The sequence below is a fragment of the Sphingobium sp. PAMC28499 genome, assembly GCF_004795815.1.
Lineage (GTDB): Bacteria > Pseudomonadota > Alphaproteobacteria > Sphingomonadales > Sphingomonadaceae > Sphingobium > Sphingobium yanoikuyae.
The window spans coordinates 2720551-2733356 of the sequence record NZ_CP039248.1 but is presented as its reverse complement, the minus strand read 5'-3'; the positions used below and the strand labels follow the sequence as shown (position 1 = coordinate 2733356).

Below are 12806 nucleotides of genomic sequence, written 5' to 3'. Positions count from 1 at the left end.
TTATTCGAGGTCTTCGAGGTAGGAGCTGCCCTCGGCCAGATCCGAAAAGCGGGTGATCTTCGCGTCGAACTTCATGCGGATACGGCCGGTCGAACCGTGACGCTGCTTGGCGACGATCACTTCGGCCAGGCCGTAGATGCGCTCCATCTCCTGCACCCATTCCTGATGCTCGGGGCCTTCCTTGTTGCCCGGCTCCTTGGCGGCGACATAATAATCCTCGCGGAACACGAACCAGACCATGTCCGCGTCCTGCTCGATCGAGCCCGATTCGCGAAGGTCGGACAGTTGCGGACGCTTGTCCTCGCGCTGTTCCACCGCACGACTGAGCTGCGACAGCGCCAGCACCGGCACATGAAGTTCCTTCGCCAACGTCTTCAAACCACGAGAAATTTCCGAAATTTCGTTGACGCGACTATCGCCCGCCTTGCCGCTGCCCTGCAGCAGCTGGAGATAGTCGACGACGATGAAGCCGACATCATGACGGCGCTTGAGACGACGAGCGCGGGTCCGAAGCGCCGCGATCGTCAGGCCCGGCGTATCGTCGATGAACAGCGGCAGTTCCTGCAGGTCGCGCGCGGCGCGCGACAGGTTCTGGAAGTCCGCCCGGCTGATCTTGCCCATACGCAGCGCTTCGCCGCTGATCCCCGACTGTTCGGCAAGAACGCGGGTCGCGAGCTGGTCGGCGGACATTTCGAGGCTGAAGAAGGCGGTCTTGGCACCCATATTCTTTTCCGGCGGAATGCCGTCATTATGGTCACGCAGCCAGCGCGACGCCGCATTATAGGCGATATTGGTCGCCAGCGACGTCTTGCCCATGCCCGGACGACCGGCCAGGATCATCAAGTCGGAATTGTGCAGACCGCCGATCTTCTCGTTGAGGCTGTTGATGCCGGTGGTGATACCCGACACATGGCCGCCGCTGTTGAGCGCACGTTCAGCCACCTGTACCGCCATGGTGGAGGCGGAGAGGAAGCTCTTGACCGACCCGCTCTCGCCCTCGCCTTCCGACACTTTGTAAAGCGCAACTTCGGCCAGCTCGATCTGCTCGCGCGGATTGACATCCTCGCTGGTATCCAGAGCATTATCAACCAGTTCTCGACCAACGTTCACAAGTTGACGAAGTAGGGCAAGGTCATAGATCTGGGTCGCGAAGTCGCGCGCACCCAGCAGCGCGGCACCGCTGCCGGTGAGCTGCGCCAGATAGGCCGCGCCGCCCAGCTCCTTGAGCGCCGGATCCTGTTCCAGCATCGGCTTGAGCGTCACCGGATTGGCGATCATGTCGCGCTCGATCAGGCGCATCACCGCCTCATAGATACGGCCATGCAGTGGCTCGAAGAAATGTTCGGGCTTCAGCTTGAGCTGCACATCCTCCGCGATGCGGTTGTCAATCATCAGCGCGCCGAGCAGCGCAGCCTCCGCTTCGACGTTGCGCGGCAGTTCCAGCCCGCCCTCTTCGGGAGCGGCATTGAGTTTCACGAGTTCGACCATGGGCCCTCATCGCGCCACGACGCGGGTCGCGCAAGGGCGAAGGTTGAAACAACCGCATCTCCCCCGCCACAAGTCCCGCTTGCTTTTCGTGGCCCACCGCCGCACTGACAGCAGACCCGCCATGGCCGATCCGCGCATCATAGACATCAAGCTCGACGAGCGCACCATCTTGTGGCGCAACGCGGATGTCGAGCAGGAACGGCGCATCGCCATTTTCGACCTGCTGGAGGATAATCATTTCGCGCCGGAGCGCGTCCATGCCGACGGCTATGCCGGCCCCTACAAGGTGGTGCTGCGGGTCGAGGAAGGGCGCCTGGTCATCGAGATCAATCGCGCGGACGACAGCTCGCTGGAGGCGATCATCTTGGGCCTGGGCCGTTTCCGCCGGCCGATCCGCGAATATTTCGCGATCTGCGATAGCTATTATCAGGCGATCAGCAATGCCTCGCCAGCGCAGATCGAAACCGTCGACATGGCCCGGCGGGGCATTCACAACGACGCAGCGGACATGCTGAAGGAGCGGCTGGAGGGGAAGATCGCGGTCGACTTCGACACCGCGCGCCGCCTGTTCACACTTATCTGCGTCCTGCACATCAAGGGGTAATATCATCGGGCGTTTGACTTTGGGGGGCTTGCTGGTCCGCTTGGGGGCGGTTCTGGCAATCATCATCGTGCTGGGTTCGGCACTGTGGATCTATGCACGCGGATGGGCTCCGAACCGTGACGAATATCCGACCCAGGGCGTATCGGTGACATCCGACACCGGCCTGGTCGAATGGGGCACGCTGGCGGCGCAGGGGGCGGACTTCGCCTATATTCGCGCGGCCAGGGGCGCCAGCCTGCGCGACCCGCTGTTCGCCGCCAACTGGCGCGGCGCACGCGGCGCGGGCATGCGCTATGGCGCGGCGCTGGACTATAGCCTGTGTGCCAAGGCCGTCGATCAGGCGACCCAGTTCATGACCACCGTGCCGCGCGACAATGCCGCCCTGCCCCCGGTCATCCGGCTGGGGTTCGATCCGTCCTGCGCCACGCGGCCGGGCCGCGATCAGGTATTGTCGGAACTCAACACGCTGGTCAATCTGGTCGAAAGCCATGCCGGCAAGCCCGCCCTGCTCAACATCAGCGCCGATTTCGATGCCCAATATGACATTGCCAGCGGCATCAACCGGACCTTGTGGGTCGACGGCAATTTCTTCGCGCCCGATTATGCCAAACGGCCCTGGGTGATGTGGACAGCCAGCGACATGCGGCATATCGACGGCGTCGACGGACCGATCAGATGGGATGTGGTGGCACCATGAGTGCAGAAGACAAGAATATCGCCGCGCTGGTCGCGGCAGCCCGCGGCGCGCTGGCCCATGCCCATGCGCCCTACAGCCGCTTTGCCGTGGGCGCCGCCGTGCGCCTGACCGATGGCAGCATCGTCACCGGCAGCAATTTCGAAAATGCGAGCTACGGCCTGTCGCTGTGCGCCGAAACCGTTGCGCTGGCGACCGTCAACGCGCAGGGCCGGCTGGCCGATGTCACCGAGATCGCGGTCGTCGGCGGCGGCATGGCGGCGGACGGCAGCGTCGGCGGCGTGGCGATCGTCAGTCCCTGTGGCCGATGCCGCCAGGTCATCAACGAAGCCGAACAGATGGCCGGCCGCACCCTGGCCATCTATTGCGTCGCGCCCGAAGGCGAAGGCCTGGTCGAACATCGCGTTGCCGACCTGCTGCCCCACGCCTTCGGCCCGGCCGACCTTGGCATCACCCCTGCACAGAAGAGCTGACAGACCCATGTCCATCCTTTCCGACCGCTGGATCCGCAAGCAGGCCCAGTCGAACCGCATGATCGAGCCGTTCGTCGAGAATCAGCGCCGCGACGGCTGCATCAGCTATGGCCTGTCCTCCTATGGCTATGACGCGCGCGTCGCCGACGAGTTCAAGATCTTTACCAATGTCGACAGCGCCGTGGTCGATCCCAAGGATTTCGCCGCCAACAGCTTCGTCGACCGCAAGACCGACGTCTGCATCATCCCGCCCAACAGCTTCGCCCTTGCCCGCACGGTCGAATATTTCCGCGTGCCGCGCGACGTGCTGGTGATCTGCCTTGGCAAATCCACCTATGCCCGCTGCGGCATCATCGTGAACGTCACGCCGCTGGAACCGGGCTGGGAAGGCCATGTGACGCTGGAATTTTCCAATACCACGCCGCTGCCCGCCAAGATCTACGCCAATGAAGGCGCCTGCCAGTTCCTGTTCCTGCAGGGCAACGAGCCTTGCGAGGTCAGCTATGCCGACCGGGCCGGAAAATATATGGGACAGCAGGGCGTGACATTGCCGCGGCTGTGACGCTGTGGCAGCATCGCGGGCCATGAAGCGCACATGGCCCTCCCGATGCTGAAATTCCTGCGCCGATCCGATGACCAGGACGGGCGGCCTCCCAGCGTTGGGGATGACTGGCGCGTCTATGCGATCGGCGACATTCATGGTCGGCTCGACCTGCTCGACCAGTTGCTCGGCATGCTGGTCGCCGACGATGCGCTGCGGCCTGGAAAGCGCCGGGGCCTCATCCTGCTCGGCGACCTGATCGATCGTGGGCCGCATTCGGCGCAGGTGATCGAGCGGGTCCGGGCGCTGCATGGATCGGGCAGCGACATCCGGCTGCTCAAGGGCAATCATGAAGAGATTTTTGTCATGGCTGCGCGCGGCGATCAGGGCGCGGTCGGCTTCTTCCGGCGCATCGGCGGCATGGAAACGCTTGCCAGCTACGGCCTGCCGCTTTCGCTGAGCGCCGACATGGATGATGGGGCGATCGCCCACTGGATGATGAACTATATTCCGCGCGCGGATGTCGATTTCCTCGACAGCTTCGTCGATCATCTGACGGTCGGCGACTATCTGTTCGTCCATGCCGGCATCCGCCCCAGGGTGCCGATCGCCGAGCAGCGACCGTCCGATCTGCGCTGGATACGCGGCGATTTCCTCAACCATGGCGGGCGGCATGACAAGATGGTGGTCCATGGCCACAGCATCACGCCCGAGGTCGAAAATCTGGCCAATCGCATCGGCATCGATACCGGGGCCTATTATTCCGGCCGGCTGACCGCCATCGGCCTGGAAGGCGCGGACCGCTGGTTCCTTCAAACCGGCGAGACCTGAGCCCTTCCTGAGCAACTGCCATGGCCTGGCGCTTTTGTTGCCGGTCCATGGCGGATCGCTCGCCATGTTTCGTTCCCATGACCAACGGCAAAAATGCCGATCAGCAGGGGACATATCATGCAGAAACGCCATGTTCTGGCGAGGCTTTCGCTCGCCACATGCCTTGTTGCGCCGACCCAACTGCTTGCCGCCCCTGCGCCGGACACCAGCCTGTCGCAGCGGCACAAATTCTCCATCCCGTCGCAGCCCCTGAGCGGCGCGCTGCGGGCGCTGTCGGCGCAGGCCGGCATTCGCATCCTGTTCCCCTATGACGAAGTCGCCAATATCCGCAGCCGGAGGGTCGAGGGATGGCTGAGCACCGACGATGCGCTCAGCCAGTTGCTGGCCGGCACCGAATTGCGCCGATCACCGGCCGGCGCCGGCGTCATCGCCCTTATCACCCCGCCCAACCGCAGCGCGGTGCGCCGCCGCCCGCTGGCGATCCAGTTCGCGCAGGCCAGCGGCACGGCGACGCTGGATGGCCTTGCCATGGCGCCTGCGCCGGAGCCGGCAGTGGAATCCGCGCCCATCATCGTCACCGGCACCCGCCAGACGACCCGCACCGTCGCCGAAAGCCTGGCGCCGATCGACGTACTGGGCGAAAAGGATCTGGAAGCGAGCGGCAAGCAATCGGTGCGCGATCTGCTGGGTACGCTGGTCCCGTCGATCAATGTGTCGAACAATGGCGCGGGCGCCAGCTGGGCGGTGCGCACTTTGTCGCTGCGCGGCCTGGGCGGCGACCAGTTGCTGGTGCTGGTCAACGGCAAGCGGCGGCACAATACCGCGACCCTGTTCATCAACGGATCGGTCCAGAATGGCCAGTCGCCGCCGGACCTGGACCTGATCCCCGGCAATGCGATCCAGCGGATCGAGGTGCTGCGCGACGGCGCATCGGCCCAATATGGGTCGGACGCGATCGCCGGTGTCGTCAACATCATCCTGAAGAACGACACCCAGGGCGGCGCGGCGCTGACCATGGGCAACACCGCGGACAATGGCGGCTGGCAGGGCCGCTGGCAGATCGACAAGGGCTTCGCCATCGGGCCGGACGGCGGCTATATCCACCTGTCGGGCGAAGGCGTGCTGCAGGATAATACGGTGGTCAACAGCAGCCCAATCACCAGCAATCCCTTCTACCCCACCGGCGACGCGCGCAATGCCGATCCGGCCCGCATCCGCGCCAGATATGGCCAGCCGCAGGTGATCGGCGGCAATGCCAGCTATGACGCGATGATGCCGGTTGGCGGCGACATGGAGCTGTACAGCTTCGGCACCTATTCCAAGCGGCATGCCGCCGGCTGGCTGACCTATCGCAATCCGGCGGCGCTCAACAATATCCTGGGAATCTACCCCGAGGGCTATATCCCGCGCATCCACGTCTATGACGAGGATTTTCAGGTCGCCGGCGGCCTGCGCGGCGAGATTGGCGGCGGCATCCATGTCGACCTGTCGACCAGCTATGGGCAGGACGAGGTCAAATATGCACAGACCACCTCGCTCAACCCCTCCATGGGGCCGGCCAGCCCGACCCATTTCTATCTCGGCAAGATCCGCTTCGACGAATGGACCAGCAATCTCGACTTCAGCAAGGAGCTCGACATCGGCCTCGCCGGGCCGCTGTCGGTCGCGGTTGGCGCCGAATATAAGAAGAACAAGTTCCTGATCGGTCCGGGCGACCCGGAATCCTATATCGATGGCGGCTATGTTTCGCCGGCCGGCAGCTGGCTCGCGGGGGCGACGCGGACCGGGGTCGGGTCGCAGGGCGTCACCGGCTTCCTGCCGGAAGGATCGGGTAGCTGGAGCCGCGACAACTGGAGCGCCTATATCAATCTGGAAGGCCAGATCGCCGAAGGGCTGGAGTTCGGCCTTGCCGGACGGCACGAGGATTATTCCGACTTCGGTACCACCGATACCGGCAAGGCGTCGCTGCGCATCGAGCCGTTTCGCGGCTTTGCCATTCGCGGCACCGCCAGCACCGGCTTTCGCGCGCCGACGCTGCAGCAGCAACATTATGCCTCCTCCTCCACGATCAACGTCACCGTCAACGGCGTGAACCAGTTGCTGCCGGTACAGGCGCTGCCGGTTGACGGGGTTGCCGCGCGGGCGCTGGGGGCGCAGCCGCTGAAGCCGGAAAAGTCGACCAACTTCTCCGCCGGCATCGTCCTGACCCCGGCCCCCAATTTCAACGTCACGGTCGACGCCTATCAGATCAAGGTCAGGGACCGCATCCTGCTGTCCGAAACGTTGAGCGGCCCGGTGGTCATGAACGCGCTGGCGGCAGCCGGCATCCAGGGCATTGCCGGTGGCCTCATCTTCTCCAACGCGGCCGACACGCGCACCCGCGGCCTCGACATCGTCAGCACCTATCGGGCGGGGCTGGGCGACCTTGGCACCGCGACGATCAGCCTGTCGGCCAATTTCAACAAGACCATCTTCACCCATATCGACCCGGTCCCCGACGAGATCGCCGCATCCGGGCTGGTGCTGATCGGCCGGGCCAAGCAGGGCGACCTTTCCGAAGGCACGCCGCGCGACAAGCTGATCGGCAACATCCTGTGGGAAAAGGGCGATTTCAACCTGAACCTGCGTGCCACCCGCTATGGCAAAATCTATCAGCGGGCGAGCGCCGCCGTCTATCATACCGAGGATTTTGCCGCCTGCACCGCTGGCAGTGCCGGCTGCACCCTGGGCTATGTCGACGAGAAGCTGAGCCCCAAGACGATCCTCGACCTCGAACTCGGCTACCGGCTGGCGAAGGGCGTCAAGCTGTCGGTCGGCGCCAATAATCTGCTCAACACCTATCCCAACAAATTGAAGCCCGTAAACCGGACGGCCGGGAGCCTCTATAATGCCTATGCCCCCTATGGGATCAGCGGCGGCTTCTATTATGGCCGGCTGAACCTGGAATTCTGACGCGACAGTTGAAAGTTCACAGTGTCGTGCGACGTGAAATCAGCCGTTTTTGCGGCCTGGCGCGCCTGCCACGCGTCCCAGACGCGCCACCGAAGCGACAGTGACGCGACGGTGAAGCGACACTGAAGCGACAGTCAGGCGACAGCGAAGCGGCAGTTAGCGCCAGCCGGCCGCCTGCGCCGCCCGCTCGCCCTGCGCATCGGCAGGAGCGCCGTCGATCAGGCCGTCTATGGTGGAAAGGAGGCGCGGATCGGCCGAGGCGGCCTGGCGATATTCGCTCGCCTCGCCCTTGCCGGGCACCGCCTGCAGCAATTGCCAGCCGGCATCGGTGCGGCAGGCGACGCCGGCCATGGCCGCGCCGTCGAAGCTGCGGCACCAGCCGCCGCCCTTGCGCCGGAAACTAAGGCCGATACGGACCGGGCCATCCTCCCCGGCCGAGGCCAGTTGGCTGTCGAGCGCGGTCGCGAGCGATCCCTGTGCCAGCATCGCGCCGTCCTTTACCGCAATCGGCCCTGCCGGCCCGCCCGACATATGGCCGATGCCAAGGCCCAGCAGCAGGCTGGCAGCGATCGCGCCGGCCATCGCCCAACTCCAGCGCCGCGAGGGTCGCGCGATCGGCACCACCGTCGGCGGCGCCAGCATGGCCTGCATCGACGCGGGCACATCCTCCTGCGCGATCGGCGCGAAATGGCCGGCCAGCCGTGCGCGCAGCCGCCGATGCTGCTCCAGGCGGGCGGCCAGCGCGGGATCGTCCGCCACGGCGCGGTCGACGCGCCGCCGCGTCACCTCGTCCAGTTCACCATCCACCCAGGCGATCAGCATGGCTTCGTCAATGTCGGTCATGCCGCTTCCCCCAATAGTTCGATGAGCGCGCCGCGACCGCGCACCAGTCGCGAGGTCAGCGTGCCCATCGGTATGTTCAATATCGCAGCCGCCTCCTTGTAGGACAGCCCTTCCACCAGCACGAGCGCGATCGCCTCGCGCTGTTCGGGCGGCAATGCCTGCATCGCCCGATCGACGTCGGACAGGGTCATGGCCTGTTCCACCGCCTTGTCGCCGGCATAGCCGACATCGGCCCCCGCCTCTTCCGGCGCGAAGGTTCTGGCGGCCCGCTGGCGCGCGCGGCCCTCATCGATCCAAAGATTGCGCATGATCCGATACATCCAGCTGTCGAGCCGCGTGCCCGGTTGCCACTGGTCGCGGGCGCGCAGCCCCTTTTCCAGTGCCGCCTGGCACAGATCGTCGCCATCGGCGCGATCATGCGACAGGCTGGCGGCAAAACGCCGCAGCCGGGGCAGGATCGCCAGCAGGTCGCGCTCGAACGACATGGTTTCTCCAAATTGCTTTCAGGGATGAAACGTCCCTGCCCGGCCGTTTCATCCTTCAGAAAGTCCAGCAACCGGATTTTTTTTGACGATGGACGATTTTGACGCTGAAAAGGCCGGCGATGACCGGCGGGAAGAGACAGAGATGAGATGGACGCGCCCGTTGCTGATCGCGGGATTGTGGCTCGCAGCGCCGGGTGCGCAGGCGCAATTGCTACCGGCGCCAGCCGCCAGTGCGTTGGGGGGCGGTGCGCTGGGCGGGGTCGGCCAGGTTTTGCCCGATACGCTCGACCGGCTGGGCGGCATCGTTGACCAGAGCGGACTGGACAAGCTCTCGCCGGCACGTCTGACCGATCGGCTGGCAGCGGCGCGCGCGGCGCGGATCGACGCGCTGCTGCGCCAGCATGGCGACGCGGTCGAACTGGACGACCGGCGAGAGCCGGCGCGGCGCGGCATCATCCTGCTGACCGGGGCGGACGCGACCGCGATCGAGAAACTGCGGGCGGCCGGCTATGGCGTGGAACGGATCGAGGCGGAGGGGATCGACATGGCGATCACCCGCCTGACCGTGCCGGACGGCCAGAGCCTGGCGCGGGCGCTGCGCAGCGTGCGCAAGATCGCCCCGCAGGCGCAGGCCAGCGCCGACAATCTCTATTTCCCGAGCGGCGCGGCTGCGGAGGGACGATCGGCTGCGCTGGCAAGCCATGGGTCGGTCGGGCGCGGCGCAGCCGGGCTGATCGATGGCGGCGTGGCCGCGCATCCGGCGCTGGCCGGCCCGATCGAGCAGCGCGGCTTCGTCGCCGGCGCGCCAAGGGCCAGCGCCCATGGCACGGCGGTCGCATCCTTGATCGGCGGATATGGCAGCGTGAAGGGCGCCGCGCCGGGCACGCCGCTGCTGGTCGCCGATGTCTATGGCGACGATCCGGCCGGCGGCAGCAGCTTTGCCATCGTCCGCGCGCTGGGCTGGATGGCGGCGCGCGGCGCGAAGGTGGTGACGATCAGCCTGGTCGGGCCGGACAATCCCTTGCTGGCCGGGGCGATCCGGCTGGTGCGCGACAAGGGGGTGATGCTGATCGCGGCAGTCGGCAATGACGGCCCGGCCGCCCCGCCCGCCTACCCCGCATCCTACCCGCAGGTGATTGCGGTGACCGGCGTGGACGGGCGGGACCGGTTGCTGCCCGAGGCCGGGCGTGCGGCCCATGTCGATTTCGCCGCGCCCGGTGCGGACATGATGGCCGCCGACATGGCGGGCGGCCGGGACAAGGTGCGCGGCACATCCTTTGCGGCGCCGCTCGTGGCCGGGCGGCTGATGGCTGGCGGATCGGTCGAGGCATTGCGGCGGGAGGCGAAACCCGCCCGCGGCAAGGGCTATGGCGCCGGCATATTGTGCGACACCTGCAGAAATATGGATTGAATTTCCATGTCTTGCGAGAAAATTTAGACGTTCGGGATTAAAGCGAAACGCCCCGCCGTTGTCCTGTCATCGGATCAAGATGACCAAGGAGACGGTCCATGAAGACGCAGATTATCATCGCAACCGCCTGCCTCGCGGCGCTCACCACGGCCCCCGCATCGGCCCAGTTGCTGGGCGGTGGCGGCGCCTTGGGTGGCGGCGGACTGGGCGGCATGACCGGCGGCCTGGGCGGCGCGCTGGGCGGTTCGTTCGGCGGATCGGGCAGCCTGGATCGCAGCATCGACCTCGACAACGGCCGGGTCGGCGCCAGCGGCAACGGCAATGGTCGCGCCGAAGGATCGGCAACCCGTCATGGCAAGAGCCGCTCGGCCAGCGGATCGGGATCGGCCAGCGGCAATCTGGCGGTCGATACGCTGGGCACCAGCGATGTGACCGGCGCGGCCGATACGGCGCGCAGCCGGGCGAGCGACACGGTCGGCGCCGCACGGGATCGGGCGGAAAGCGGCGTCGCGACGGCGCGTGATCGGGCGAGCAGCACCGTGGCATCGGCCCGTGACCGGGCAGGCAGCACGGCTTCCTCTGCCCGCGATCGGGCCGGTTCGACGGCCAGCGGCGCACGATCGGCGGCGGGCAATGTCGCGGGCAACGCGACCAATGCCGTCGGCAGCGCCGCCTCGATCGACGCGAGCGGGCAGGTTTCGGGCAGTGGCGAGACCCATGGCAGCACCAGCCAGCCGCAGAGCGAGGCCGCGTCCCCTTCCTCATCCGATCAGGCGACGGATTGACCCCATAACCCCGTAGCCGTCGCCTGACGGAAACGGCCGGCGATCCCCATTGGATCGCCGGCCGCATCATGTCCGCAATCGGTTGACGGGATCAGCTGGACGCGACCACCATGGCGCGGGCGCGATCGGTCGCCGCGCGCGTGTCACCCGCCAGTTTCTTGACCTCGGCCGCGACCACCGCGAAGCCGCGCCCGGCCTCGCCGGCCCGTGCTGCCTCGATCGTGGCATTGAGGGCGAGCAGGTTGGTCTGGTTAGCGATGCCGCTGATCGTGTCGACAATGTCGACCAGCCCGTCGACCGTGCTCTTGAGTTCCGCCCGCAAGATCTTGGACGGGGTGGTGTCGGTCGCGATCTTGAGGATGCGCTCGACCCGGCCTTCGGCATTGAAGACCGGATTATAGGTGGCCTGCAGCCAGATGTCGCGGCCATGCTTGTCGAGGCGCCGATATTCGCCGGCATCGAAATCGCCCTGCGCCAGCTTGTCCCACAGCGCCGCATAGGCGGCCGAGAGCGCCTGACCTTCGTCGCAGAAGATGCGGTGATGGCGGCCGACAATCTCCCCCAGCGCATAGCCCATGGTCGCCAGGAACAGATCATTGGCCCACAGGATCGTGCCGTCCGGCGCAAATTCGATCACCGCCTGCGAACGGCAGATGGCGTCCCAGACGGCATCGCGGCTGTGGGGGTGAATGGCCTGGCCCATGAACATAAAACTCCTTCACGCCCGGCATAGGCAACGATGGTAAATAGCGGCTTAATTCTACGGAAATTACATAATTTGTAACAATATGGCGGACACGGAAAAGGCCGGCGATCCCATCGGACCGCCGGCCTTTCCACCCCCTGACATGCAATCAGCGGTCGATCAGGCAACCCGCGCTTCGAGCGCCTCGACCTCATCGGGATCGCGCAGCACATAGCCGCGGCCCCAGACGGTCTCGATATAATTGTCGCCACCGCAGGCCAGCGCCAGCTTCTTGCGCAGCTTGCAGATGAATACGTCGATGATCTTGAGTTCGGGCTCGTCCATGCCGCCATAGAGATGGTTGAGGAACATCTCCTTGGTGAGGGTCGTGCCCTTGCGGAGCGAGAGCAGCTCCAGCATCGCATATTCCTTGCCGGTCAGATGGACGCGGTTGCCGTCCACTTCCACGGTCTTCGCGTCGAGGTTCACGGCCAGCTTGCCGGTGCGGATGACCGACTGCGAATGGCCCTTCGAGCGGCGGACCACGGCGTGGATGCGCGCAATCAGTTCCTCGCGATGGAAGGGCTTGGTGACATAATCGTCGGCGCCGAAGCCGAAGGAGCGGACCTTGCTGTCCATTTCGGCAACGCCCGACAGGATCAGCACCGGGGTCTGCACTCGTGCCGCCCGCAGCTTTTTCAGCACGTCATAGCCGTGCATGTCGGGCAGGTTCAGGTCGAGACAGATGATGTCATAGTCGTACAGCTTGCCGAGATCGAGGCCCTCTTCCCCGAGATCGGTGGTGTAGACATTGAAGCCCTCGGTCGTGAGCATAAGCTCGATCGCCTTGGCGGTGGTCGGTTCGTCCTCAATCAGCAGCACGCGCATTGGAAGCCCCTTCGTGTCGCAGGTCCGTTCACCCCACCAGAACGGTTTCTGCTCGCAATCATTAACCAAAAAACTTCTGAAGGACAAAGGTTAATTTTTCGCTAACCCGCAGGAATCCGCGAGTCG

The 12806-nt window shown here is 65.4% G+C and carries 13 protein-coding genes; 8 read left to right on the top strand and 5 right to left on the bottom strand.

Annotated features, from left to right (window positions below; all coding sequences use genetic code 11):
- Complete coding sequence (locus E5554_RS13250; RefSeq protein WP_010339984.1) at positions 1 to 1488, bottom strand: replicative DNA helicase; 1488 nt, start codon at positions 1486 to 1488, stop codon at positions 1 to 3.
- A gap of 121 nt (positions 1489 to 1609) precedes the next feature.
- On the opposite strand from E5554_RS13250, the gene E5554_RS13245 reads away from it, so the two are divergent.
- The 6 genes from E5554_RS13245 to E5554_RS13220 all read left to right on the top strand — a co-directional run bounded on the left by E5554_RS13245 (position 1610) and on the right by E5554_RS13220 (position 7583).
- A complete protein-coding gene (locus tag E5554_RS13245; RefSeq protein WP_136187054.1) occupies positions 1610 to 2092 on the top strand; it encodes a UPF0262 family protein in 483 nt (160 codons plus the stop codon).
- A 28-nt stretch (positions 2093 to 2120) separates the two neighbouring features.
- Positions 2121 to 2789 (top strand): GH25 family lysozyme, encoded by a 669-nt coding sequence (locus E5554_RS13240; protein WP_210729744.1) that lies wholly within the window; start codon positions 2121 to 2123, stop codon positions 2787 to 2789.
- On the top strand, positions 2786 to 3259 hold the full coding sequence (locus E5554_RS13235; RefSeq protein ID WP_136187053.1) for a cytidine deaminase: 474 nt from the start codon (positions 2786 to 2788) through the stop codon (positions 3257 to 3259). The genes E5554_RS13240 and E5554_RS13235 overlap by 4 nt, the downstream gene beginning before the upstream one ends.
- A gap of 7 nt (positions 3260 to 3266) precedes the next feature.
- Positions 3267 to 3821 carry a dCTP deaminase gene (gene dcd, locus E5554_RS13230; protein WP_004212213.1) on the top strand — a complete coding sequence of 185 codons (555 nt, stop codon included), beginning with the start codon at positions 3267 to 3269 and terminating at the stop codon, positions 3819 to 3821.
- A gap of 33 nt (positions 3822 to 3854) precedes the next feature.
- Positions 3855 to 4631 carry a metallophosphoesterase family protein gene (locus E5554_RS13225; RefSeq protein WP_136187052.1) on the top strand — a complete coding sequence of 259 codons (777 nt, stop codon included), beginning with the start codon at positions 3855 to 3857 and terminating at the stop codon, positions 4629 to 4631.
- 117 nt (positions 4632 to 4748) lie between these two features.
- Positions 4749 to 7583: a TonB-dependent receptor gene (locus E5554_RS13220; protein ID WP_136187051.1), complete on the top strand. Its 2835-nt coding sequence runs from the start codon at positions 4749 to 4751 to the stop codon at positions 7581 to 7583.
- Positions 7584 to 7739: 156 nt separating this feature from the next.
- Here E5554_RS13220 and E5554_RS13215 read toward each other — a convergent pair whose 3' ends face one another.
- On the bottom strand, positions 7740 to 8426 hold the full coding sequence (locus E5554_RS13215) for an anti-sigma factor (protein WP_136187050.1): 687 nt from the start codon (positions 8424 to 8426) through the stop codon (positions 7740 to 7742).
- The gene (locus E5554_RS13210) at positions 8423 to 8911 is read right to left on the bottom strand and encodes an RNA polymerase sigma factor (RefSeq protein ID WP_004212209.1); all 489 of its coding nucleotides are present in this window, start codon (positions 8909 to 8911) and stop codon (positions 8423 to 8425) included. Before E5554_RS13210 ends, E5554_RS13215 begins: the two co-directional genes overlap by 4 nt.
- A gap of 88 nt (positions 8912 to 8999) precedes the next feature.
- Between E5554_RS13210 and E5554_RS13205 the strand changes: the two genes are divergently transcribed.
- The gene (locus E5554_RS13205; RefSeq protein WP_136187049.1) at positions 9000 to 10322 is read left to right on the top strand and encodes a S8 family serine peptidase; all 1323 of its coding nucleotides are present in this window, start codon (positions 9000 to 9002) and stop codon (positions 10320 to 10322) included.
- Positions 10323 to 10420: 98 nt separating this feature from the next.
- Positions 10421 to 11107 carry a hypothetical protein gene (locus E5554_RS13200; RefSeq protein ID WP_136187048.1) on the top strand — a complete coding sequence of 229 codons (687 nt, stop codon included), beginning with the start codon at positions 10421 to 10423 and terminating at the stop codon, positions 11105 to 11107.
- A 91-nt stretch (positions 11108 to 11198) separates the two neighbouring features.
- Here the strand turns inward: E5554_RS13200 and E5554_RS23500 are convergent, their stop codons facing one another.
- Together E5554_RS23500 and E5554_RS13190 are read right to left on the bottom strand one after the other, a co-directional pair.
- Positions 11199 to 11816 carry a methyl-accepting chemotaxis protein gene (locus tag E5554_RS23500; RefSeq protein WP_136187047.1) on the bottom strand — a complete coding sequence of 206 codons (618 nt, stop codon included), beginning with the start codon at positions 11814 to 11816 and terminating at the stop codon, positions 11199 to 11201.
- A 156-nt stretch (positions 11817 to 11972) separates the two neighbouring features.
- On the bottom strand, positions 11973 to 12680 hold the full coding sequence (locus E5554_RS13190; RefSeq protein ID WP_004212203.1) for a response regulator transcription factor CtrA: 708 nt from the start codon (positions 12678 to 12680) through the stop codon (positions 11973 to 11975).
- Positions 12681 to 12806 lie beyond the last annotated feature (126 nt).

What these genes read in the sequence shown, in the direction of transcription:
- E5554_RS13250 (WP_010339984.1), bottom strand. Translation starts at nt 1,488, where the DNA reads ATGGTCGAACTCGTGAAACTCAATGCCGCTCCCGAAGAGGGCGGGCTG.
- E5554_RS13245 (WP_136187054.1), top strand. Translation starts at nt 1,610, where the DNA reads ATGGCCGATCCGCGCATCATAGACATCAAGCTCGACGAGCGCACCATC.
- E5554_RS13235 (WP_136187053.1), top strand. Translation starts at nt 2,786, where the DNA reads ATGAGTGCAGAAGACAAGAATATCGCCGCGCTGGTCGCGGCAGCCCGC.
- dcd (WP_004212213.1), top strand. Translation starts at nt 3,267, where the DNA reads ATGTCCATCCTTTCCGACCGCTGGATCCGCAAGCAGGCCCAGTCGAAC.
- E5554_RS13225 (WP_136187052.1), top strand. Translation starts at nt 3,855, where the DNA reads ATGGCCCTCCCGATGCTGAAATTCCTGCGCCGATCCGATGACCAGGAC.
- E5554_RS13220 (WP_136187051.1), top strand. Translation starts at nt 4,749, where the DNA reads ATGCAGAAACGCCATGTTCTGGCGAGGCTTTCGCTCGCCACATGCCTT.
- E5554_RS13215 (WP_136187050.1), bottom strand. Translation starts at nt 8,426, where the DNA reads ATGACCGACATTGACGAAGCCATGCTGATCGCCTGGGTGGATGGTGAA.
- E5554_RS13210 (WP_004212209.1), bottom strand. Translation starts at nt 8,911, where the DNA reads ATGTCGTTCGAGCGCGACCTGCTGGCGATCCTGCCCCGGCTGCGGCGT.
- E5554_RS13205 (WP_136187049.1), top strand. Translation starts at nt 9,000, where the DNA reads ATGGACGATTTTGACGCTGAAAAGGCCGGCGATGACCGGCGGGAAGAG.
- E5554_RS13200 (WP_136187048.1), top strand. Translation starts at nt 10,421, where the DNA reads ATGAAGACGCAGATTATCATCGCAACCGCCTGCCTCGCGGCGCTCACC.
- E5554_RS23500 (WP_136187047.1), bottom strand. Translation starts at nt 11,816, where the DNA reads ATGTTCATGGGCCAGGCCATTCACCCCCACAGCCGCGATGCCGTCTGG.
- E5554_RS13190 (WP_004212203.1), bottom strand. Translation starts at nt 12,680, where the DNA reads ATGCGCGTGCTGCTGATTGAGGACGAACCGACCACCGCCAAGGCGATC.